Source organism: Microbispora bryophytorum (assembly GCF_043197435.1).
Taxonomy (GTDB): Bacteria; Actinomycetota; Actinomycetes; order Streptosporangiales; family Streptosporangiaceae; genus Microbispora; species Microbispora bryophytorum.
Genome location: NZ_JBICTF010000005.1, coordinates 542,173 through 565,015, shown reverse-complemented (window position 1 = coordinate 565,015; position 22,843 = coordinate 542,173). Strand labels below are relative to the sequence as shown.

At 71.8% G+C, this 22,843-nt stretch carries 19 protein-coding genes; 14 read left to right on the top strand and 5 right to left on the bottom strand.

The genetic code is table 11. The features are described 5' to 3' along the window. Positions 1-16: 16 nt before the first annotated feature. The 9 genes from ACGFIB_RS20060 to ACGFIB_RS20020 all read left to right on the top strand — a co-directional run bounded on the left by ACGFIB_RS20060 (position 17) and on the right by ACGFIB_RS20020 (position 8,837). On the top strand, positions 17-757 hold the full coding sequence (locus ACGFIB_RS20060; protein WP_393373815.1) for a TetR/AcrR family transcriptional regulator: 741 nt from the start codon (positions 17-19) through the stop codon (positions 755-757). 62 nt (positions 758-819) lie between these two features. Further along, positions 820-1,986 (top strand): 3-hydroxy-9,10-secoandrosta-1,3,5(10)-triene-9,17-dione monooxygenase oxygenase subunit, encoded by a 1,167-nt coding sequence (hsaA, locus tag ACGFIB_RS20055; RefSeq protein ID WP_357260018.1) that lies wholly within the window; start codon positions 820-822, stop codon positions 1,984-1,986. 112 nt (positions 1,987-2,098) lie between these two features. Then, complete coding sequence (locus tag ACGFIB_RS20050) at positions 2,099-3,316, top strand: hypothetical protein (RefSeq protein ID WP_393373811.1); 1,218 nt, start codon at positions 2,099-2,101, stop codon at positions 3,314-3,316. 120 nt (positions 3,317-3,436) lie between these two features. After that, positions 3,437-4,756 carry an extracellular solute-binding protein gene (locus ACGFIB_RS20045; RefSeq protein WP_393373809.1) on the top strand — a complete coding sequence of 440 codons (1,320 nt, stop codon included), beginning with the start codon at positions 3,437-3,439 and terminating at the stop codon, positions 4,754-4,756. Then, positions 4,753-5,658 (top strand): carbohydrate ABC transporter permease, encoded by a 906-nt coding sequence (locus ACGFIB_RS20040; RefSeq protein WP_357243466.1) that lies wholly within the window; start codon positions 4,753-4,755, stop codon positions 5,656-5,658. Before ACGFIB_RS20045 ends, ACGFIB_RS20040 begins: the two co-directional genes overlap by 4 nt. Beyond that, a complete protein-coding gene (locus ACGFIB_RS20035) occupies positions 5,655-6,479 on the top strand; it encodes a carbohydrate ABC transporter permease (protein WP_142570750.1) in 825 nt (274 codons plus the stop codon). Before ACGFIB_RS20040 ends, ACGFIB_RS20035 begins: the two co-directional genes overlap by 4 nt. Further along, positions 6,476-7,330, top strand: coding sequence for an ROK family protein (locus tag ACGFIB_RS20030; protein WP_357243463.1), 855 nt, complete (start codon positions 6,476-6,478; stop codon positions 7,328-7,330). The genes ACGFIB_RS20035 and ACGFIB_RS20030 overlap by 4 nt, the downstream gene beginning before the upstream one ends. Then, positions 7,324-8,067 (top strand): GntR family transcriptional regulator, encoded by a 744-nt coding sequence (locus ACGFIB_RS20025; protein ID WP_357243460.1) that lies wholly within the window; start codon positions 7,324-7,326, stop codon positions 8,065-8,067. The genes ACGFIB_RS20030 and ACGFIB_RS20025 overlap by 7 nt, the downstream gene beginning before the upstream one ends. Before the next feature lie 11 nt (positions 8,068-8,078). Then, a complete protein-coding gene (locus ACGFIB_RS20020) occupies positions 8,079-8,837 on the top strand; it encodes an SIS domain-containing protein (protein WP_357019838.1) in 759 nt (252 codons plus the stop codon). A 69-nt stretch (positions 8,838-8,906) separates the two neighbouring features. Here ACGFIB_RS20020 and ACGFIB_RS20015 read toward each other — a convergent pair whose 3' ends face one another. Then, positions 8,907-10,298, bottom strand: a complete 1,392-nt coding sequence (locus tag ACGFIB_RS20015; RefSeq protein ID WP_393373805.1) for an aminotransferase-like domain-containing protein — start codon at positions 10,296-10,298, stop codon at positions 8,907-8,909. Positions 10,299-10,389: 91 nt separating this feature from the next. On the opposite strand from ACGFIB_RS20015, the gene ACGFIB_RS20010 reads away from it, so the two are divergent. From ACGFIB_RS20010 to ACGFIB_RS20000, 3 genes are all read left to right on the top strand, one after another. Continuing rightward, positions 10,390-11,649, top strand: coding sequence for a Tm-1-like ATP-binding domain-containing protein (locus tag ACGFIB_RS20010; protein ID WP_393373803.1), 1,260 nt, complete (start codon positions 10,390-10,392; stop codon positions 11,647-11,649). A 1-nt stretch (position 11,650) separates the two neighbouring features. After that, on the top strand, positions 11,651-12,490 hold the full coding sequence (locus ACGFIB_RS20005; RefSeq protein WP_393373800.1) for a phosphoenolpyruvate hydrolase family protein: 840 nt from the start codon (positions 11,651-11,653) through the stop codon (positions 12,488-12,490). Between the two features lie 170 nt (positions 12,491-12,660). Continuing rightward, positions 12,661-13,962: a condensation domain-containing protein gene (locus ACGFIB_RS20000; RefSeq protein ID WP_393373797.1), complete on the top strand. Its 1,302-nt coding sequence runs from the start codon at positions 12,661-12,663 to the stop codon at positions 13,960-13,962. A gap of 173 nt (positions 13,963-14,135) precedes the next feature. Here the strand turns inward: ACGFIB_RS20000 and ACGFIB_RS19995 are convergent, their stop codons facing one another. Then, positions 14,136-16,895, bottom strand: a complete 2,760-nt coding sequence (locus tag ACGFIB_RS19995) for an HNH endonuclease signature motif containing protein (RefSeq protein WP_393373794.1) — start codon at positions 16,893-16,895, stop codon at positions 14,136-14,138. A gap of 521 nt (positions 16,896-17,416) precedes the next feature. Here ACGFIB_RS19995 and ACGFIB_RS19990 point away from each other — a divergent pair. Next, a complete protein-coding gene (locus ACGFIB_RS19990; protein ID WP_142570765.1) occupies positions 17,417-19,015 on the top strand; it encodes a peptide chain release factor 3 in 1,599 nt (532 codons plus the stop codon). A gap of 57 nt (positions 19,016-19,072) precedes the next feature. Here ACGFIB_RS19990 and ACGFIB_RS19985 read toward each other — a convergent pair whose 3' ends face one another. From ACGFIB_RS19985 to ACGFIB_RS19975, 3 genes are all read right to left on the bottom strand, one after another. Beyond that, positions 19,073-20,335, bottom strand: coding sequence for a cytochrome P450 family protein (locus tag ACGFIB_RS19985; RefSeq protein WP_393373792.1), 1,263 nt, complete (start codon positions 20,333-20,335; stop codon positions 19,073-19,075). 15 nt (positions 20,336-20,350) lie between these two features. Next, positions 20,351-21,106: a TetR/AcrR family transcriptional regulator gene (locus ACGFIB_RS19980; protein ID WP_393373789.1), complete on the bottom strand. Its 756-nt coding sequence runs from the start codon at positions 21,104-21,106 to the stop codon at positions 20,351-20,353. Positions 21,107-21,211: 105 nt separating this feature from the next. Continuing rightward, on the bottom strand, positions 21,212-21,664 hold the full coding sequence (locus ACGFIB_RS19975) for a MarR family winged helix-turn-helix transcriptional regulator (RefSeq protein ID WP_268239459.1): 453 nt from the start codon (positions 21,662-21,664) through the stop codon (positions 21,212-21,214). Here ACGFIB_RS19975 and ACGFIB_RS19970 point away from each other — a divergent pair, their 5' ends adjacent. Continuing rightward, entirely contained in the window at positions 21,665-22,771 is a 1,107-nt protein-coding gene (locus tag ACGFIB_RS19970; protein ID WP_357243438.1) for a substrate-binding domain-containing protein, read from the top strand. The last annotated feature ends 72 nt before the right edge of the window (positions 22,772-22,843 follow it).

Sequence of the window (22,843 nt, the reverse complement as noted above, 5' to 3'; positions counted from 1 at the left end):
GGGGAGGAACGCGACGATGGCCGGGAAGAAGACGGACGATGCGGACGACGGCGCCCAGGAGTCCATCTGGCAGCGGATGGAGCGTCCCGCCCGGCCTCCCCGCGCGGCGCTGACCCACGCGCAGATCGCGGCGGCGGCCGTTGAGATCGCCGACGCCGAGGGGCTCGACGCGGTCTCGATGCGCCGGTTGGCCGAGCGGCTCGGCGTCGCCACCATGGGCCTCTACCGCTATGTGCGCGGCAAGGACGACGTGATCGAGCTGATGGTGGACGCGGTCTACGCCGAGGAAGCGCGGGCCGGAGAGGGCGGGGACTGGCGGGAGGTCCTGCGCGTGTCCGCCCTGCGGCTGCGCGCCCTCACCCTGCGCCATCCCTGGCTGATCGAGACCACGGCCCAGGCCGGCCCGCTGACCCCCAATTTCGTCGCGCGCACCGACCGGCTCCTCGCCTCGCTGGACGGTCTCGGCCTCGACGCCGACACGGCGATGACCGTCATCGGCACGGTCACCGCGTTCGTCACCGGGGCGACCACCGCCCGGATCAGGATGGTCAGGTTGATGCGCAAGGAGGGCGCGGAGAAGATGGACGACCTGCGCAGCCTCTATTCATCGAGAATGAAGTGGCTGCTGGAGTCGGGCCGCTATCCCGCGTTCGAGCGCTACATCCGCCAGGGCGTCAGGAAGGACGACGACGACTGGCAGTTCGAGCTGGGGCTGGACAGCGTCCTCGACGGCATCGCGGCCCGGCTGCCCGTCTGAAAACGCGGCACCGCCATCATGGACGGCATCTGACCGGCGAGCGTGACACGGAGGACTCCCAGATGAGCAACGAGGTCCTGGACGCGGTTCGGGCGCTGCTGCCGAAGATCGCCGAACGGGCCCGGTCCACCGACGAGGACCGGCGGGTCCCGGCGGAGTCGATCAGAGAGCTGGCCCGGGCCGGAGTCTTCCGGATGCTGCAGCCCAAGAGGTACGGCGGCCTGGAAGGCGATCCGGTGAGCTTCTACGAGGCGGTCCGGGAGATCTCGGCGGTGTGCGGGTCCACCGGCTGGACCGTCGCCGTGCTCGGCGTGCACCCCTGGCAGCTCGCCCTGTTCGAGGAGGCCGCCCAGGACGAGGTGTGGGGAGGCGACCCGGACGCGCTGATCTCCTCGTCGTACGCGCCGGTCGGACGGCTCGTTCCCGTCGAGGGCGGCTATCGGCTGTCCGGCCGGTGGCGGTTCTCCTCGGGCTGCGAGCACGCGTCGTGGGCGATGCTGGGCGGCCTCGTCCTCGGCGACCAGGACAGGCCGGTGGACTTCATGACCGTGCTGGTGCCCCGCTCCGACTACCGCATCGCGGACGTGTGGGACGTCATCGGGCTGCGCGGCACGGGCAGCAACGACATCCTCGTCGAGGACGCCTTCGTGCCCGCCCACCGCGTGATGCGCAACCACGAGATGGCGCAGCTGCGCGGCCCCGGCCAGAAGGTGAACACCGGCCCGCTCTTCCGCATCCCGTTCGGCACCGTGTTCACCACCACGATCACCGCCCCGGTCATCGGGATGGCCGCCGGCTGCTACCGGTCGTACGTGAGCGCGATGCGCGACCGCGTACGGCTCAGCCTGGGCGGCGCCCGGTTCACCGAGGACCAGTTCGCGCAGGTCGCCGTGGCCCGGGCGGCGTCGGAGATCGACGCGGCGATCCTGCAGACCGACCGCAACGTGCGGGAGGTGTACGAGCACGCGGTGCGGGGCGAGACGATCCCGGCCGAGCTGCGGCTGCGGGCGCGCAGGGACCAGGTGCGCGCCACCGAGCGGGCGCTGGAGGCGATCGACATCCTGTTCAAGACCGCCGGGGGCAACTCTCTCAGCCGGGGCAACCCCATCGAGAGGGCCTGGCGCGACGCCCACGCGGGCAGCGTCCACGTGGCCAACGACGTGGAGCGGGCCCTCGCGATGTACGGCAAGGGCGAGTTCGGCCTGACGGTCGAGGACAACCTGATCTGAACCGCCGGAGACGACGGCGCCCGCTCCTCCCACCGAGTGGCATGGACCGTTGGCAGGCAACTGTTCACCGCCGTGATGGCCCGGGATCGGTCTCGGGCCATACGCTGCAGACGTGGCGCTGGAGATCCTCACGTTCCTTTTCGCGGGGTTCGGGCTCGGCTCGATGGTGCTCGCGGCCCGGTCGGTCCGGTCGGTCCGGTCGGCCCCCGGTGCGCTCGTACGCCGGCGTCCCCCGGTCTGGGGATCGGCGCTCCTCGTGGGCGGTTGCGTGATCATGGCGCTCGCCGCGTGGTCCACGCACGAAGACGTGCGCTACGACGACTTCGGATCGGCCGTGACCCTGCTGGTGGCCATAGTGGGCGGTGCCCTGGTCCTTCTCGGCCTGGGCCCCTTCCTCGCACTGCTGCTGGGGGTCGCCGGGCGGTGGTCCGTTCTCGCGCGTGATCGTGCCCGGACAGTGCCCTGGATCGCGGCGACGATGTCCGCCACGGCCCTCGCGGTCACGGTGGTGATCGTGGCGGCCGCCGCGACGTCACAGAACAGGGCCGACTACAGACCCGAGGCCCGGCCCGGCGCCCTCCTCGTGCGCTACTTCTCCGAGGGGGACGCGCCGGCCGCGCTCGCGGCCGTGCGGCGCGAACTGCCGGGTGTTCCCGTCGTCCAGACCTACCGCCACCGGGAGATCCTGCCCTACAACCTGCACGCCGACGGCGCGGATCTGCCGGAGCAGGACGGCTTCGTCACATCGGGCGTCATCGGCGACGGCGCACTGCTCCGCTATCTCACCGGAGACCCGTCGACGCCCTACGAGGAGAACACGGCCGTGGTGGTCACGACCGGCGACGCCGAGGTCGCCTCCGTGACGATCGAGTACGGCCTCTTCGGCCAGGATGAGGACACGGCACCGGTGGTCAAGCAGGTCCCCGCGGTCGTCGTCAGGCCCGCCGATCCTTCGGTGGAGGAGGTCTTCCTTCCGGCCAAGGTCTTCCGGGGCATCGGCCAGGACCTCAGACCTGATGCGCTGATCGTCGATCCCTCCGCACACTCCACTTCCGTGACCGAGCAGCGGCGGCTGGACCGGTCGCTCGGCGGCGTGGCGCAGACATACGTCGAACGGGGGTACCAGCCTCCGTCCGACTGGCGGATCGTCGTCGTGGCCGGTCACGACCTCCTCCGCGTGGGCGCCGCCGCCCCGGGCGGGATTCGCCACGCCGTGGCCGTGGATCGCCGCCCTGGCCGTCGGCCTGCCCGTGCTCGCCGCGGCCGTCGCCGCCCCGGTCTTCACTGCGCGCATGCGACGTTCCGCACGCCGGTGACGCTCCCGTACTAGCAAAATCCAGGTTAAGTCCTGGCCACTATCTTCCCCTCTCGCCCAAAATTCGTTATAACAACATAACGATGTAACGACGCCCGGTCGGCGGCGGCGTACAGCGGGGAGGAGGCGACCCCCTTGAGAACTGTCGGAGCGATCTCACTAGGTGCCGTGCTGGCGCTCGCGCTGGCCGGATGCGGCGGCTCGGGTGATTCCGGAGCGGCCGGCGGCCCGCAGACGATTTCATTCCTTACCCATTGGGGACCCGAGCAGGTGACGGCGCTCAAGGCCGCAGCCGCCGCGTTCCACACCAAGAATCCCGATGTCACCGTCGACATCCGGCCGGTTCCGTTCGCCAATCTGCTCAGCACGCTGAGGACGCAGGGCTCGAGCCCGAACGGTCCCACCATCGCGGGCATCTACGACCTCTGGCTTCCCGAACTGGTGCGGGACGGTCTCGCCGCCTCCGCCCCCTCGGGGGCGGCAGCGGACGTCAAGGCGGGCTGGCCGGGCAACATGGTCGACGACGTCACCAAGCAGGGCCAGGTGCGCGGTTATCCGAACGAGGTCGACCTCTACGCGCTCAACTACAACAAGAAGCTGTTCGCCGAGGCGGGCATCCCCGCGCCGCCCAAGACCTGGGACGAGCTGGTGGCCGACGCCGCCAAGCTGACCAAGCGCGACGGCGACAAGGTGACGCAGCAGGGCCTCGGCGTGATCACGAGCTGGGCTTCGGGCGCCGTCCACCCCTGGCTGTCGCTGGTGAACTCCAACGGCGGGCAACTGCTCGAGGGCAGCACCCCCAAGCTGGACGACCCGAAGGTCGTGGCCGCCGCGCAGCTCTACGCGGACCTCGTCAAGAGCGGGGCCACCCAGCCGTCCATGAGCAGCGCCAACGCCAACACGACCGGGCCGTACCTCGACAACTTCGTCAACGGGAAGACCGGCATGATCATCATGGCGAACTGGTGGCAGAGTTCGCTGAAGCAGGCGATGGGCGACCGCTACTCCGACATCGGCGTGGCGCCGGTGCCGGTCGGCCCGGACGGCACGGCGTCGGCGGGCGTGTCCTACTCCTGGCTGACGATGGTGAACGGCAAGGCCTCGCCGGCCAAGCAGGACGCGGCGTGGAAGTTCCTCCAGTTCCTCAACGGACCCGACAGCGGCAAGGGCGGATCGTCCGCGATGGGCGACATCCTGATGTCGATGGGCATCCTGCCCAGCAGGACCAGTGACCTCACGGCGCACAAGGCCGACCTGTCCGACCCGTTCATCGCGGCGTACGTCGCGGAGTTGCCGAACGCCAAGCCCTTCCCGACCGTGCTGGGCGGCGAGGCCATGAGCCAGGCCGTGCAGAAGCACATCGAGAACATCGTGTTCGGCAAGGAGACCGCGCAGCAGGCGATGACCGCGGCGCAGAACGAGGTCGCCGCCATCCTCGCCAAGGCCGGGGCATGACGGTCCAGACGTCCCACACCGCCAGGCGGGGGGCGGCGATCGCCTTCCTCTCGCCGGCGATGGCGGTCATCGTCCTGTTCGTCGCCGTGCCGATCGCCCTGACGTTCTGGATCAGCCTGCACGACTGGTCGATGTACACGCCGCTGTCGCAGATGACGTGGCGGGGCCTGGGCAACTACGCGGACCTGCTGCACAGCGACGACTTCCTGAACGCGCTCGAAAACACCCTGGTGTACGTCGTGATCGTCCTGGTGACGACGGTTCCGCTGGCCCTGGCGCTCGGGATGCTGCTCTACTTCCCCAAGATGGCGGGCAAGGCGGTGGCGCGGGCCGCTCTGTTCTCGACCTATGTGATCCCCACGGTGGCCATCGCGATCGTCTGGGGAGCGCTCTACGCGCCCGACTACGGCCCGCTCTCGCAGGCGCTCGGCGCTGTCGGGATCGATTCGCCTGCCTGGCTGAGCGACCCCCAGACGGCGCTGCTCTCCCTGGGCGTCTTCCACGTCTGGCAGATGACCGGTTACTACACGATCCTGGTCATCGCGGGGCTCACCCAGATCCCCGACGACGTGTACGAGGCGGCCCGCATCGACGGCGCCGGCTTCTGGCGGCAGACGTTCAGCGTCACGCTGCCCCTGCTCCGCCGTACGACGACGTTCATCGTGCTGATCGCCGCGATCAACGCGATCCAGGTCTTCGACCCCGTCTACATCCTCACCCAGGGCGGGCCGGCCGAGAGCACCACGGTCCTGTCGTACGCGATCCAGCGGGCGGCGTTCCAGAACGGGATGGCGGGCCAGGCGAGCGCGATGGCCTTCAGCCTGCTGCTCGTGCTGGTGGCCGTCGCGGGAGTCGTCCTCGCGGCGATGCGCCGGAGGACGGCGGCGGAGGGACGGTCATGAGGCGGACGGTACGCGCGGCCACGGCTCTCGCCTTCGGGCTGGTCATCCTGGTGCCGCTGTTCCCCCTGTACTGGATGGTCATCTCGGCCCTGAAGGGCCCGGAAGAGCTCCAGAAGGCGCCGCCGACCTGGTTCCCGTCCCACGTGACGCTCTCCGCGTTCGGCGAGGTCTTCAAGGCCGTCCCCTTCGGCAGCGCCTTCCTCAACAGCGTCCTGATCGCCGGGGTCTCCACGCTGTCGGTCCTGGTGACCAGCGTCATGGCGGGCTTCGTGTTCGCGAAGTACCGATTCCGGGGCCGTGACCTGCTCTTCTGGTCGGTCGTCGCCACGATGTTCCTGCCGCCGATCGTGACCCTGGTGCCGTTGTACTGGCTGGTCTCCACGATGGGCCTGGCCGACTCCTACCTGGGCGTGATGCTGCCCTGGCTGGCCAACGCCTTCGGCATCTTCCTGATGCGGCAGTTCATCGCGGACGTTCCCGAGGAGCTGATCGAGGCCGCCCGGCTGGACGGCGCCTCGGAGGCGCGCATCGTCTGGCAGATCGTCACGCCGTTGCTGCGCCCCGCGCTGGTCAGCCTCGCGATCTTCGCTTTCGTCTTCTACTGGAACAACTTCCTGTGGCCGCTGTCGATCCTGCAGTCGGACGACAAGTTCCCCGTCGTTCTCGCGCTGAGCCGCCTGCTGTCCTACAGCACGAGCGTGCAGTACCAGAACGTGGTCATGGCCGGAGCGCTGATCGCCAGCGTGCCCACGATCGTGGTGTTCCTGCTCGCCCAGCGCGTGTTCGTGCAGAGCATCTCCCGGACGGGGGTGAAGGGATGACGACGTTCGTCGGCATCGACGTCGGCGGCACCTCCGTACGGGTCCTGGCCGAGACGCCGGACGGACGCGGCGAGCTGGTCACGGCTCCGGTGGCCGGCTCCTACGACGCGTTCCTCACCCAGGTGACCGGGCTCTGCGCGGGAACGGCACGACCGGCGGGAGTCGGGGTCGGCCTGCCGGGGACCTCCGGCGAGAGCGGGCCGCTGTTCGTCCCCGCGCTGCCGTGGCTGGAGGGCCGTCCGCTGCGGGAGGACCTGGAGGCGCGCCTCGACGCGCCGGTGCGGCTCGGCCTGGACGGCCACCTCACCCTGCTCGCCGAGGCCGCGGAAGGCGCGGCCAAGGGGGTCGGGTCCGCCGTTCTGCTGGCCGTCGGGACCGGCATCGGCGGCGCCCTCCTGATCGACGGCAGGATCTGGCGCGGGGTCCACGGCAGCGCCGGATCGTGGGGCTGGTTGCCGGCCGGCGTGCCGGACGACCCGGTTCACGATTCGGTTCACGATTCGGCGCACGGCCCGTTCGAGCAGGCCGCCTCCGGCTCCTCGCTGCGCGACGGCCCCGCCCTGGTGGCGGCGGCCCGCGCGGGGGACGAGCGGGCACGCGCCGCGCTCGACGCGTACGCCGCCCGCCTCGGCAGGGGAGTCGCGGCTGTCGCCAGCACGATCGATCCCGAGATCATTCTCATCGGCGGCGGGCTGGCCGACGCGATGGACGTCCTCGGCCCTCCGCTGCAGCGGCATGTCGCGAGGTTCGCCTCACCCGACGGCCGCCGGGTGCCCGTGCGGCCAGCCGCCCTGGGCTCCCGGGCGGGCGTCGTGGGGGCACTCCTCATCGCCAGAACGGAGGAATGGTGATCGTCAACAGGCTGGACCCCACTTCCGGAGTGCCTCTCTACCTGCAGGTCGAACGGAGCCTGCAGCAACGCGTCGACGTCGGCGAGTGGGTGCCCGGCGAGCGGCTGCCGACCGAGGAGGAGCTGGGCAAGGCGTACGGCGTGAGCCGCGTCACGGTCCGGCAGGCGGTGGCCCGGCTGGTCGACCGCGGGGTGCTGGTCCGGGAACAGGGCCGGGGCACCTTCGTCCGCGACACGAGCCTGACCGCCGGCGCACGGTGGGTCACGTCCTTCACCGCCGAGCTCGCGCAGCTCGGCCACAGCGCGGGCTCGCGGGTCCTCGGCCAGACGGTCGTCACGGCGGGCGAGGAGGACCTGCCCCCCGAGATACAGTTGCCGGCCGACGCCCGGATGCTGCGGCTGCGCAGGCTCAGGACCGACGGCTCCCGGCCGGTGGGCGTGCAGACCGCGCTCCTCCCGCTCGACCGGTTTCCGGGTCTCGCCGACATCGACTTCACCGACCGGTCGCTCTACCGCACCCTCAACGAGCGCTACGGGCTGGTCCCGCGCGAGGCCGTCGAGACCTTCACGGTCGGCGGCGTGCTCGACGAGGACGCCACGACCCTCGGAGTGGCCCCGGGCGCCCACGCGTTCTACGTCGAACGCCTCACCTTCGACGCCCATGGCCCGTTCGAACACGTACGCAGCGTCATGCGCGGTGACCGATACCGCGTGCGACTGGCGTTGCGGACCTCATGAAAGGAACTCCCGTGAGTTACACCCGAACCCTGATGACCATCCTTGACCGGCTCGACTCCACGCAGGAGGAGGCCCTGGCGACCGTGGCCGAGCGCTGCGCGGACGCCATCCAGAACGGCGGCCTGATCCACCTGTTCGGCAGCGGCCACTCGGTGATCCCCACCATGGACGCCTTCCCCAGGTACGGCAGCTTCGCGGGCATCCACCCGCTCACCGATCCCCGCCTGATGTGGCACAACGTGCTGGGGCCGGGCGGTGTGCGCGAACTGCTCTGGCTGGAGCGCACCGAGGGGTACATCAAGCAGTACCTGGACCACGAGCCGCTCGCCTCCGGCGATGTGATGGTGGTCTACAGCCACGGCGGCAGGAACGCGGCGCCCGTCGAGGCGGCCATGTACGCCGCCGAGCGCGGCCTGTTCACCGTCGCGGTCACCTCGGTGGCCAACCTCGAACGCCCGGCCGAGCACTCCAGCGGCCGGCGGATCGCGGAGATCTGCGACGTCACGATCGACACCGGCGTGCCGGTGCAGGACGCCATCATCGAGGTGGACGGCTGGGACCGTCCGACAGGGGGCGCCTCGACGGTGGTGGCCAGTGTGGTCAGCCACGAGATCGTCACCCGGACGGCCGCCGTGCTCGCCGGCCGGGGCGTCGTGGTGCCGACGTTCGTCTCCCCGACCGTGCCCGGGGCCACCGTGTCGTCGAACGACGAGGTGTTCGCCGACCACCAGCGCCGCCTGCACGCCGCCGAGGGCCGCGACCGGCGGTGAGGTGACGGCCGACGACTGACGGCCGATGTTCGAGGGCCTGATCGCCGTAGCCGGTGGTCAGGCCCTTCCTCATTCGAGCAGTTCGACCGCGTGCGCGAACTGCTCCACGGGCCTCCAGAACGGCAGCCGCAGCCGGGAACGCTGCGCGTTCGAGGGGGAGAAGGCCGGACCGGCGGTGACCAGCACGCCCTTCTCGCGTGCCCGTCCGGCCAGGGCGACGGCGTCGGTTCCGGTGTCGATCCACAGCGCCGTGCCGCCGTGCGGCGGCGTCCACCGCCACGCCGGGCGTCGTTCCGCCAGGACCGCCGCCGCCTCGGCGAGATGGGCGCGCAGGCGCCGGGTGCGCTCCCGCCGGGCCCGGTCGGCCTGCGCCAGGAGTTCGGCGGTCACCATCTGGTCGAGCACCGGAGCCGCCAGGTCCAGTGCCGCCTTGGCCTGCGTCAACCGCGTGATCATCGGACGCTCCGCGCGGATCCACCCGACCCGCAGCCCGCCCCAGAGCAGTTTGGACGCGGTGCCGATGCGGACCACCGAGCCGGGATCCGCCGGCTCGGGCAGCGGGGGCCGCACCCCGCGGTCGTCGAGGACGAGGTCGGCGCAGGATCGGTCCTCGATCGTCAGCACGCCGTGCCTGCCGACGATCTCGCTGAGCCGCTCCCGGCCCGCCGCCGGCCAGCTGACGCCGGTGGGGTTGTGCGCCGCGGGCTGGCAGTAGAGGAGGGCGGCCCGATGCGCGACCCGTTCGAGGTGGTCGAGATCGAGGCCGTCCTGCCGTACGGGCACCCCCGTCAGCCGCGCCCCGGCCGTACGGAACGCCTCGATCGCGCCCCGGTAGCCCGGCTCCTCGACCAGGACCTCGTCTCCCGGCGCGACCAGGGACGACGCGCACAACCAGACGGCCTGCTGGGAGCCGGAGGTGACGAGGATCTGGTCGGGCGCGGTGGGCAGCCCCTGCACGGTGTACTGCTCGGCCACGACCGTGCGGAGACGGGGCAGCCCCGCCGCGTAGTAGCCGTCGTCCGCGAGATAGACGTCGAGCTCGCGCAGGTCGACCGCCGACACGGCGTCGCGCACCAGCGACAGGGCGGGCAGGGCGCCGCTGGAAAGGTCCAGCTCGACGGGGCGGCGGGTGCGGCCGAAGGACGCCAGCCGTCCCTCGACGACGTGATCCCCTCCCGCGCCGCGGCCGCGCCGCACGCGCGACCCGGACCCCTGCCGGGAGGTCAGCCGCCCCCGCGCGGCCAGCTCCGCGTACGCCTCGGCGACGGTCCCGCGGGAGACCCCGAGCGCGGCGGCCAGCGCGCGTTGCGGCGGCAGCGCGGCCCCCTCGACCAGCACGTTTCCGGCGATCAGCTCGGCGAGCGCTCCGGCGAGCGCGTGCGGCAGTGGCACGTCCTCCGTCCGCCACCCGCCGATCAGACGGGCCAACGCGGCGCTGTCGACATGTTCCGCACGTGCCATGGACCAATTCTGCGTGATTGGCCTGGCCGATGCCGCGACGGGCGGACATCCTCGACCGTACGCGCAGGTCGACGACGACAGGGAGGTCGCGGTGGCGACGGTGGTGCTGCTGGGAACGCTGGACACCAAGACCGAGGAGTATCGCTGGGTCCGCGATCAACTGCGCGACGCGGGCTGCGACGTGCTTTTGATCAACGTCGGCACCTTCGCCCACGGGGCGGAGCTCGCCGACATCGGTGCGGACGAGGTGGCGCGGGCGGCGGGCGCCGAGCTCGACCGGCTCCGCGACGCCGGCGACCGCGGCGCCGCGATGGATGCGATGGCGACCGGCGCCGCCGTGATCGTCCGGCGGCTGCTCGACGAGGGGCGTCTCGACGGGCTGCTCGCGATCGGCGGCTCCGGCGGCTCGTCGGTCGCCGCCCGGGCGCTCCAGGCCCTGCCCGTCGGAGTGCCCAAGCTGCTGGTCTCGACCATGGCCTCGGGCGACGTCCGCCCCTACGTCGGAGACGTGGACGTCACCCTCATGTACTCCGTCGTGGACATCTCCGGCATCAACCGGCTCTCGCGGGCGGTCCTCGGCAACGCCGCCGCCGCGGTGGCCGGCATGGCCCAGCGGTACGCGCGGGTCCGCGGCGAGAGCGGGGACGACATCGGCGACGAGCGCAAGCTCGTGGCCGCCACGATGTTCGGGCTCACCACGCCCGCCGTCGACGAGGCCCGCGACGAACTGACCGGCCTCGGATACGAAGTGCTGGTCTTCCACGCCACGGGATCCGGCGGGCGGGCGATGGAGGCCCTCGCCGCCTCCGGAATGCTCGACGGCGTCCTCGACCTGACCACCACCGAACTGGCCGACGACCTCGTCGGAGGGGTGCTCACCGCCGGCCCCGACCGGCTGGAGGCGGCCGGGCGGGCCGGCATCCCGCAGGTGGTCAGCGTCGGCGCGCTCGACATGGTCAACTTCGGGCCCCGGGACACCGTCCCGGAGAGGTTCGCGGACCGGAAGTTCCTGGTGCACAACCCCACGGTCACCCTCATGCGGACCACCCGCGACGAGATGGCGGCGCTGGGCGCCAGGATCGGCGACAAGCTCAGCCGCGCCACCGGGCCCGTGGAGGTCTACCTGCCGGCGAAGGGCGTCTCCGGGATCGACGTCGAAGGCGGGCCCTTCGGCGACCCCGACGCCGACGCCGCCTGCTTCACCGCGCTGCGGGACGCACTGAAGGACACCGGCGTCCCCGTCCACGACGTAGACGCCGCCATCAACGATCCGGGCTTCGGCCGGACCGCGGCGCAAGCCCTGCACCGCCTCATCAGTGCGTCCGATCCCGCACGCCGAACTGGAGAATGAGATGAACCGCGAGACAGCTCTCGAACGCCTGCGCGCCGCCGCCGAGGCCGGCCGGCCCATCATCGGAGCCGGCGCCGGCACCGGCCTGTCTGCCAAGGCCGCCGAGACCGGCGGCGTCGACCTGCTCATCATCTACAACTCGGGCCGCTACCGCATGGCCGGCCGGGGGTCGCTCGCCGGGCTGCTCCCGTACGGCGACGCCAACGCGATCGTCGTCGACATGGCCAGGGAGGTCCTCCCGGTCGTGCGCGACACCCCCGTGCTGGCCGGGGTCTGCGGCACGGACCCCTTCCGTCTCATGGGCCCTTTCCTCGACCAGCTGAAGGCGATGGGCTTCGCCGGCGTGCAGAACTTCCCCACCGTGGGCCTGTACGACGGCAAGTTCCGGCAGAACCTCGAGGAGACGGGGATGGGGTATGGGCTCGAGGTGGACATGATCAGGGAAGCGCGGCGGCGTGACCTGCTCACCGCCCCCTACGTCTTCGACGCCGAGCAGGCCGCGGCGATGGCCGAGGCCGGAGCCGACGTCCTCGTGCCCCACGTCGGGCTGACCACGAGCGGCAGCATCGGCGCCGAGACCGCCCTCACCCTTGAAGAGGCGGCCGCCGCGGTGCAGGAGATGCGCGACGCCGCCGTCGCGGTGAACCCCGACGTCATCGTGCTGTGCCACGGCGGTCCCATCGCCGAACCGGAGGACGCCCAGTTCGTGCTCGATCACACGAACGGGATCGCGGGCTTCTTCGGGGCCTCGTCGATGGAGCGCCTCCCCACGGAGAAGGCGATCGCCGCCCAGGCGACCCAGTTCAAGCGCCTCCGGCTCGGCGGGCCGATCTCGGGATGAGCGCGCGCGTCACCCCGAGCGGGTAGGCCCGCCCGTCTGCCGCAACGCCACCGGCGCGATCGACAAGGCCGCGCCGGTGCGGGAGGATCTTGACCCGTCCGGAGGCGAAACCTAGCCTTCTTGGAAGCGTTCGCCCATCCCGCCCGCGACACGGTCCGCGAAGGAGAGTCATGCGGCTTTCTGTGGAATTCGCCTCCGGTCGTTCCGGGACAACGGAGCTCGCCTGGGGGCAGCGGGACATATGGGAGGCCATCGACGGTGTGGGGCCGGACAGCGCGCACTATTTCAACGTGCCCCGGGTCCTGTCCGTCCCGCGTGCGGGCGGCCCGCGCCCTCCCCGGGTCGTGGGGGCCGCGCTGGCGGCGGTGATGGGCCGCCACGACGCCCTGCGATCCCTGGTACGGATCGGCGCGGCCGGGCCGTACCAGGAGGTGGCGGCGGCCGGGACCGTGTCGATCGAGCTGGTCGAGGCGGCGCGCGGCGACGCGGACGACGCTGCGGCGGACCTCGTCGACCGCCTGGCCGGTCGATCCTTCGGCGACGGCGAGCAGCCGCTGCGCGCCGGTCTCGTGGTCTGCGACGGCGCCGCCACCCACGTGGCGCTCGTGCTCAACCACGTCGTCGCGGACTGGCGCGCGGCCGATGTCGTGGTGCGCGACCTGCGGATGCTGCTCCTCCGCGGGACGATCCCCCGGCCGCCGTCGCTGCAGCTGCTCGACCTGGTGCGGGATGAGGAGGCGGCGTCGGCCCGTTCCGAGCGGATGATCGCGCAGTGGGAGACGCTTCTCCGGACCGTGCCGTCCGCCATGTTCCCGAAAGCGGTCGCGGCGGGCGCGACGCCGAGGTACGCGCGGGCCGTGCTGTCCTCGCCCCGGCTCAACCACGCCGCCCAGGTGCTCGCCGGCCGTACCGGTGTCAGCACCGCCACCGTCCTGCTGGTGGCGGTCACCATGCTGCTGCGGGAGCTGACCGGGCACGAGGTGTGCGCGATCACCCCGATCGTGCACAACCGCTTCAGCGACCGGACCCGGGACCTGGTCACCAGCCTGAACCAGCTGGGCCTTTTCACCCTGGGCCCAAGCGGAAGCCTTTCCGAGACCCTGGTGAGCGCCTATCCGGCCGTTCTCGCCTCCTATCGTCGCGCCCGCTTCGACTCGCTGGCTCTGAAGGCGATGATCGACCGGATGAGCGCCGACCGGGGCGTCCCCATGTTCCCGTCGTGCTGTTTCAACGACCTGCGCCTTGGCGAGGATCCGGGCGGCGCCGGCCCCGAGGACGGGGAGTCCGAGCTGGAGTGGCTCCCCAGCACGGACAAGCGCAGCTGCGACTTCTGTGTGGCCTTGATGCGCTGGAAGGGCACGCTCGGCGTGGAGTTGATCGCCGACACCACCCGTCTGCCCAAGGGTGAGATAGCCGCCCTGCTGCACCGGTTGGAGTCCTTCGTGGCCGGCGCGGCTCGGTCGTCCTCCTAGACGGGTTCAACACAGGGCAGCTCGACGGCGATGGTCAGGCCGCCCTCCTCGCGCGGGGTGGCGGTGACCACGCCGCCGATGGCGGGGTCGTATTCGGCGCGCACGATCTCGATGGCCTGCGTCGTGGCCGTCCTGGGCGTACGGGGCCTTGCCGCGACCAGCCTGCACCGCCTTCACCGAGCGGCCGCCTGACCGTCTCCCAGCCACCGCCCGTCAACTCGCGGCCTCCTCATGCGGGCCGGGTGGTAAGTGAAGGTCCAGCGGTCGGTGCCGGTCTTGTGGCGGGTGTAGCGGTCGGGGTGTTGGTAGCGGTCGCGGTTGTGGAACTGGCAGGCGGGGCCGAGGAGTTTCAGGTTGGTCAGGCCGCCGGTGCTCCAGTTGTCGGCGTGGTCGATCTGGCACATGGTGGCGGGCAGGGGGCAGCCGTCGATCCAGCAGGTGGCGTAGCGGGCGTAGACGGCCCGCCGTTGGGCGGGCGTGGCCAGGCGAACCTTGCGGCCCATGTCCAGCACCTGCCCCTCGGCGTCCATCACCAACCGCACCAGCGCGGAGGTGCGGGCCAGGCGATGCACACTGGAGACCGGCAACATCTGCCCGGTCGCCAGCAACAACCCCGGCGCCGCCCCCAGCAGAGCTCCCGGCACCGCCCCCAGCCCCGGCTTGCCCGGCGCTGTTCCCGGCAGCGTCCCTGACGCTGTTCCCGCTGGCCTCCCCGGCGGCCTCCCCGGCGCTGCACCCGGCGGCGTCCCCGGTGCTGCACCCAGTGGTGTCCCAACTGCCCCCGGCCCCGGCTCGCCCTGCGGTGTCCCCGGCTCCGGCCACGACGCGCCCGGCGCCGTGCCTCGCGCGGTCTCTGCTCCCGACTGCTCATGGTGTACGTCGTTACGGCCTTCGGGCGTGCCCTGCCCATGGCTGCAGTTCCCCGCAGGCTGGTGCCCAGCGTGGGCGTGATCCGCAGCGGCGTCCTCGGGAGGAGGATCCGGCCATTGCGCTGCGTGGGGGGCGGCGTTCGCGGTGTCGTTATCGCTGGCCCGCTGCTCACGAACCCCGCGCCCACCGGCCTCGTGCTCACAAGTCCCGCGCTCACAGGCTCCGTGCTCGCGGGTTCGGTGCTCGTCGGCCTCGTGCTCGCAGGTCTCCTGTTCGTCGGCTTCGGGTCGCGAGACTCCTTTTCGCAGGGCGGTGGCGGCAAGGTCAAGGTCGGTGCTCCCGGCGGCGGTGTCCGCGGCTGCATCGGCATTGGCATCGGCATTGGCATCGGCTGCCGGACCGGCTGCCGCCTCGGCATCGGTTGCCGGGGTGGCTGCTGTTGCGGCCTCGGCGGTATCGGGGTCACGTGGCTGGTAGTGGCCCTCACCCTGAGCAGGCGTGGCAGCACCGGTCATGCCCGCGTCGCCCACATCGCTGGGGTCCGCGTCGCGGGGGTCGTCGTCGCTGAGGTTGCCGGGGTCGGCGTCGGTGGGGATGGCGTCTTCGACGTCGCTGTCTTCCACCGGGCAGGGCCCGCCAACGCTTCCGGTGCCGCCGGAGACGCCGGTGTCCTCGCTGTCCCAGCCGTCTTCGGCTCTGGCCGCGCCCTCGGCATCCTGAGCTTCCCGGCCGTCCCCGGCGCCCTGCACGCCCTCGCCGTTCTCGTCGTTCTCGCGGTCCCGGCCGCCCTCGGCGCGGTGCGCGCCCTGGGCGTCCCGGCCGTCCTCGGTGTCCTCAGCACCCTGCGCGTCAGCGTCCTCGGCCTCTTCGGCGTTCTCGCCACCCTCGGCGTTCTCGCCGTCCTCGGTGTCCTCGGCTCTGTCCGGACCCTGGACGTCCTCAGCGTCCTCGGCACCCTGGGCGTCTCCAAGGTGGTCGGGGCCGGGGGCAGGGTCTTCAGGGTGGTCGGGTTGGGGGTCGGTGGGGAGGGATTCGGCGTTGACCAGGACCAGGAGCTCGGCGACGATCTTCTGCTCCATGAGCGCGATGAACGCATCCGCCTGGCGGACCCGCAGCGGCCGGTCATCGCCCTCCGCACGTGGTTTGGCGTAAGCATCCAGCAGCGCCCGCAGCCGGGCCGCCGCCTCACGCGGCAGGTAGAACTCCCCCTCCAGGCCGCCACCGGCACTGGGGCGGACCCGCAGAAACCGCCGCCCGTAGTCGGCCTGCTCGTCCCGCTCCTCGCCGTCGGGGTCGAGCACCGCCCGCAGGTATCGGCCGGCTTTGGCCACCTCTGCCGGCCCGGCCTTGCCTGCCAGCTCCAGCAGGATCGGCTCGGCCAGGACGGCGTGCTCATCACTCAACCGCGCGGTGGCCGTGCAGATCGCCTCCACCACCCCCGCCGACAGGTGCCCGGCGGCGAACTTCTCCCGCACCTGGGGTAGGCGGGCCAGCTCCACCGCCAGGGTCAGCAGACGGCCCGCCCCGGCCACGCTCATCCCGGCGGCGGTGCGCAACCAGCTACGAGTGGAGGCATGCCCATGCTGTTTGGCCTGCCCCGCCCGATGCACCTGCCCCACCCGATCCGCCAACGCGCACGTGATCCGATCCCGCGCGAACAGCAAATCCTCGGCCTCGGCCACGCAGATGTCCGCATCGCCCGGCAACGGTGACAGCGCCAACGCCTGCGCCGACTCACGCAGCGAACTAACGAGCACCCATGACGACCGAGCTCGCTCGGCACCCCCAGGCCCGGCACCCGCAGGCCGGGCATTCGCGGCACAGTCGTCGGTGGCTCCGTCATTCTGACCATTGGTCGTATCGCCATCACGCGGACTATTTCCCCGGCCCCCGAAATTGCGCGTCTCGGGTTCAAGCGGAAAGGGGCCAAAGGGGTATTTGTCGCGGGCGAGCGAACTGTTGGACGACCACAGCGGCGAATCGGCGATGAGCCGATCCCACCAGCCATCATCAGCCTTATTGGTACGACGAGGGCGATCAGGATCCAGATTGAACAGATCCATCTCGCCCTCCTCCGTAAATTCGAAATCTTGTGCTAATTCTTTCACTCGCTCTTTGTGGGAAGCAACTGGCGGAACGGATTAGTTGGAGTTGCAGGTGTATTCGAGCGGCTTCGCGGGAGAAAACGCCGCAAAGCGCACGTCCCGTCGAGGATCGTTATGAACGCACCGACGAGGATCACTGGGAGGGCGAGCCAGCGGCAGCGCCCCAAGCACAGCGGTCCCGGCACGGCGGTTCCGGCCGGCTCCGTTGGGGAAGAGGACGTGCTTCGTCTCCTGGACGTGGTGGAGGTCCCGGGCGGAGCCGGTCCGGTCACGGTGGACAGGGCCGGAATCGGCCCGATGGCGACATCGCGAGTGCCGGTTTCCTGACTGTCGGGCCGCGCGCCGGGAGCCGCCGATTCCGGGGCGCGGCGCCCGGCGCGGTAACCTCAACCGTCCTAACGCTGTTTGGGAGCACGGATGGCCTGCACGCACGACCGCACCACGACGACCCGCGCCCGCGCCGACAGGGGGATCCTGCGATGAGCACCGCCACAAGTGAGGCGGCCCGCCGCCGCACGTTCGCGGTGATCAGCCACCCGGACGCCGGAAAGTCCACGATGACCGAGGCGCTCGCCCTGCACGCCTCGGCGATCACCCAGGCGGGAGCCGTGCACGGCAAGGCCGGCCGGCGGGGCGTGACGTCCGACTGGATGGAGATGGAGCGGGCCCGCGGCATCTCCATCACCTCGGCCGCGCTGCGCTTCGACTACCGCGGCCACATGTTCAACCTGGTCGACACCCCCGGCCACGCGGACTTCTCCGAGGACACCTACCGCGTGCTGGCCGCGGTCGACTGCGCGGTCATGCTGCTCGACGCGGCCAAGGGCATGGAGCCGCAGACCATGAAGCTGTTCGAGGTCTGCCGTCACCGTCGCATCCCCGTCATCACGTTCGTCAACAAGTGGGACCGGCCGGGCCAGGAGCCGCTGGAACTGCTCGACGAGATCGAGGAGCGCACCGGCCTGCGTCCCACGCCGGTCACCTGGCCGATCGGCGTCGCGGGAAACTTCCACGGCGTGGTCGACCGGATGGAGGGCCGCGCGGTTCGCTACACCCGCACCCCCGGCGGCGCCACGAAGGCGCTGGAGACCGAGCTGACCCCCGAGCAGGGCGCCGCCGAGCTCGGGGCCGACTGGACCCGCGCGTGGGAGGAGACCGATCTGCTCGCCGCGATCGGCGCCGAGCACGACCAGAAGGCGTTCGAGGCGCACGAGTCAACGCCGGTGCTGTTCGGCGCGGCGCTGTCCAACTTCGGCGTGGCCCGGCTGCTCGACGTGCTCGTCGACCTCGCCCCGGCCCCGGCGCCCCGGCCGGACGTAGAGGGAACCGTCCGGCCGCTGGACGCGCCGTTCTCCGGCCTGGTCTTCAAGGTGCAGGCCAACATGGACCCCGCCCATCGCGACCGCATCGCGTTCGTCCGGGTCTGCTCCGGCCGGTTCGAGCGCGGCATGGTGCTCACCCACGCCGCCACCGGCCGCCCCTTCGCCACCAAGTACGCCCAGTCGGTGTTCGGCCAGGAGCGCGCCACCATCGACGAGGCGTACCCGGGAGACGTGGTCGGGCTGGTGAACGCCACCGCGCTGCGGCCCGGGGACACCCTCTACGAGGGGAAGCCGGTGGAGTTCCCGCCCATCCCCAGCTTCGCCCCCGAGCACTTCGCCGTGGCCCGGTCCCGGAGCACCGCCAAGTCCAAGCAGTTCCGCCGGGGCATCGACCAGCTCGACGGCGAGGGCGTGATCCAGGTGCTCCGCTCCGACCTGCGCGGCGACCAGGCCCCCGTGCTCGCCGCGGTCGGGCCCATGCAGTTCGAGGTCGTGCAGCACCGCCTGGCCACCGAATTCGGCGCGGAGATCATCCTCGACCGGCTGGAGTACACCCTCGCCCTCCGCACCGACGCCGAGTCCGCGGAGGTGCTGCGGCGCCAGCGCGGCGCGGAGGTGCTCTCCCGCAGCCGCGACCAGGCCCTGCTCGCCGTGTTCACCGACCAGTGGCGCATGCGCTCCATCCAGCGCGAGCACGAGGGCCTGACCCTGGAACCGCTGATCGCCGGCCGGGGCATCCCCGGCGCGACCGGCTGAGCGGCGGCCGCGCGCGTTGCGGCCGCACGCGCCGGACCCGCATCACACGGGCGCCCTTCACGTCCCCAGGCGTACGGGAAGGCGGGTGAGGCGCCAGGAGAGCGGGAGGAACTGCCGGTCGAGATCCTCCGGCGCGACGGCGAGTTCGAGCCGGGGGTGGCGGCGCAGCAGCGCGCCGAAGGCCACCTCGCCCTCCTGGCGGGCCAGCGCCGCGCCCAGGCAGTAGTGCAGGCCATGGCCGAAGCCGACGTGGACCTCCTTGTGGCCGTCGGGCTCACGGGTGACGTCGAGCCGGTCGGGATCGTCGAAGCGCCGGGGGTCGTAGTTGGCGGAGACCAGCACCGCCATCACGGGCTCGCCCCGGCGCACGGTCATGCCGCCGAAGTCGACGTCCTCGGCCGCGTACCGGATCCGGGTGCCCTGGACGGGCCCGCACCAGCGCATCAGCTCGTGGACGGCGCGCGGCAGCAGTCCCGGGTCGGCCCGCAGCGCGGCGAGCTGGTCCGGGTGGGTCAGCAGGGCGGCGGTGCCGTTGCCGATGAGGTGGGCGGTGGTCTCGTGCCCGGCGAGGACGAGCGTGAGGACCATGGTGACCATCTCGGTGTCGGTCAGCCGGTCGCCGTCCTCGTCGTGGGCGCGGATCAGACCGGTCAGCAGGTCGCCGGCCGGCTCGGCCCGGCGGCGGGCGATGAGTTCCCGGATGTAGGTCACCATGTGCCGCAGCGGCTCGGCCACCGCTCCCGGTTGGAGTGAGACCAGGCTCCTGCCCCACTCCCGCCACAGCGGGCGGTCCTCCTCGGGGATGCCGACCAGCTCGCAGATGACGGTGATCGGCAGCGGGTAGGCGAAGTGCTCGATCAGGTCGGCGGCGCCGTCCTCGGTGTGGCCGGGCAGCCGGTCGAGGAGCTCCTCGGCGATCTCCTCGACGCGGGGGCGCAGCTCCGCCACGCGGCGGGCGGTGAAGGCGCGCGAGACCAGCCGGCGCAGCCGGAGGTGGTCGTCGCCGTCGGCGTCGAGAACGCTGTCCAGGATGTACGCGGCGTATTCGCGGGGGATCCCGCGGGCCTCGATGAGCTGCTCGCGGATGTTGTGCACGTCCGCTCCCGGCACGTTGGCCGGGTTGTTGACGAACCGGCGGTCGCTCAGCACGGTCTTGACGTCGTCGTAGTGCGTGACGAGCCAGACCGGGGAGTCCAGGCCGGGGAAGGAGCCGCGCACCATCGGGGCCTGCTCCCGCAGACGCGAGTAGCCCCCGAACGGGTCGCGCACCAGGTCCGCGTCGAACAGGTTGACGGGTCCTGCCGTGCTGGAAGTGCTCATGCCTACCTCCACGTGTCAGGTGCGTTCGTGCCGGTGGATCTCCCGTGCGGTCGGTACGGCGGAGTTCAGCCGCTCCAGCAGGCACTGGTAGATCGCGTTCACTCGCGGCGCCGCCGCCCGGACGCTCTCCGGCGGCCCCGGGAGCTCGAAGGCCGCGCGGACGACGTGCGCGATCATGTCGGCGTTGTCCTCCAGGGCGGGCACGGTGGACGGCGACAGAGGCTCGATCGTGACGAAGCCGGTCAGGATCGACTCGTACGCGTGGACCTGGAGGGCCGAGGACTGCGCGGTGCCGACCAGGCCGTGCTCGCGCAGCACCTCGACGTGCGCCAGGAGCGCGCGATCGCGCGCGTCGAGCAGGTCGGGCAGGTTCTCGGCGGTGCTCCTGCTCAGCGTGCCGAGGGTGTCGCCGTCGCCGAGGAGCGTCGCCCGGAAGATCGGCTCCTCGTGCATCCACAGGTACGTCGACCTGGCCACGCTGCTGAGCAGGACCGCGGAGGGGTCGGCGCGCATGCCGGCGGCGAAGCGCTCGATGATGCGGGCCTCGGCCCGTATCAACACCGCGAGGAAGAGCAGCTCCTTCGTGCTGAAGTGCAGGTAGACGGTGCCCTTGCCGACGCCGGCCCGCCGGGCCACGTCCTCGACCGTGATGCGCGGGTATCCCCAGGCCACCAGGAGCTCGCCCGCGGCGTCCAGAATGCGCTCGGCCCGCCGCTCGCGCTCCCGCGGGGCGGAGGCCGGGCCCGCCGGTCCGGAGTCGAGGTCCGTCATCGCGCCCCCTTCGCCGCCGCCGTGACCGAGATGACGATTCCGGTCACACAGTCGACCGTACGCCGCGGAGGGCGACCGGGCAAGGCCGAAGTCACCCGGCCGGGCTCAGTCCTCCAGGCAGGCCGGCAATGACTCGAGGTCGCGCATCAGCCGCTCGGTGCGGGCCGGGCCGTACGCCGCGAGGATCGCCCGCTGGTGCTCGGCGATGCCCGCCTCCAGGCGGGCGAGCAGGTCGCGGCCCCGGTCGGCGAGGAAGACCGCGACCTTGCGGCGGTCGGCCGGGTCGTGCCCCCGGTAGACCACCGCGCGTTCCACCAGCCGGTCCACCGCCTTGGTCAGCGTGGGGTGGGGCATCAGCGCGGCCTCGGCCAGATCGCCCATCGAGTGCCCGCGCCCGTCCGCGAGCGCCTGCAGGATGCGCCACTGCTCGACGGTCACGTCCTCGGTGGCGAGCGCGGCGGCCAGCCCCCGGTTGACGCTGCGTTCGGCCCGGCTGAGCAGATAGGCGAGGGACGACCCGAGGCCGGTCACCGGTTCGGTCAGGGGATACTCGTGCACGTGGCCGATCCTGTCACAGTCGTCATCGACTCTCTTGAGGCTCATCTGCTGCCCGCGGACACGCTCCGCGTCGCGCTGGTGGTGCCGGTCTCCGGCGTGCTCGGCCTGCTCGGGCCGGGAGCGATCAACTGTGCCCTGCTGGCCGCCCGGGAGGTCAACGCCGCCGGTGGAGTGCTGGGCAGGCCGGTCGAACTCGTGCTCGTGGACGGGGGCCGCGGCCCGGCCGCGGTCGCCGGGGAGGTGCGCGGCCTGGTGCGCTCCGGGGTCGTGGAGGCGGTGGTCGGCACCCACGCCAGCGACGTGCGCGTCGCGGTCGAGCAGGCGCTGGGAGGCGCGGCCCCCTTCGTCTACACCCCGCCGTACGAGGGCGGCGCCCGCCGTCCGGGCGTCTACTACCTCGGCGAGCCCGCCTCGCTGCAGGTCGGCCCGGGAATCGACTGGCTGGTGGAGCACCGGCGGGCCCGGCGCTGGTTCCTGCTCGGCAACGACTACGTCTGGCCGCGCCTGGTGCACGCCTCGGCCCGCGGGCACCTGCGCGCCCGGTCCGCGACGGTCGTGGGGGAGCGGCTCGTCCCGCCCGGGACGGCCGCGATGGACCGGCTGCTGGAGCAACTGGTCACCGTGCGGCCGGACGCCGTGCTGCTCACTCTCATCGGCAGCGACCTGATCGCGTTCAACCGGGCGTTCGCCGCGAGCGGTCTCGGCTGCGAGCGGCTGTGCGGCGCGCTGGAGGAGCACGGCCTGCTCGCCGCCGGGGGCGACACGACCGGTGGGCTTTACGCCGCGATGGGCTACTTCGGGGGCATCGCGACCGACGCCAATCTCAGTCTGGCCGAGCGGTACACGGCGATGTTCGGCCCGGAGGCGCCGCTGCTGAACGGGCACGGGCACGGCTGCTACGAGGGGGTGCTCATGCTGGCCGCCCTGGCGCGGCGCGCGGGCACGCTGGCGGTGCCGGCCGTCGAGGCGGTCGCCGACGGCACGACGGTCGTGTCCGGGCGCGGCCCGCTCACGCTTACCGAGGGCCGGGTGCGCCAGCGGGTGTACCTCGGCCGGGCCGACGGGCTGGACTTCGAGGTCGTGACGTCGCTGATGTACCCGATGTAAAACTTCCACCAGAAACCTTTTCGTTTTCAAGGAATGCCCCTATCGTACGGCTCTGCCCCCGTGCGTTTAGGA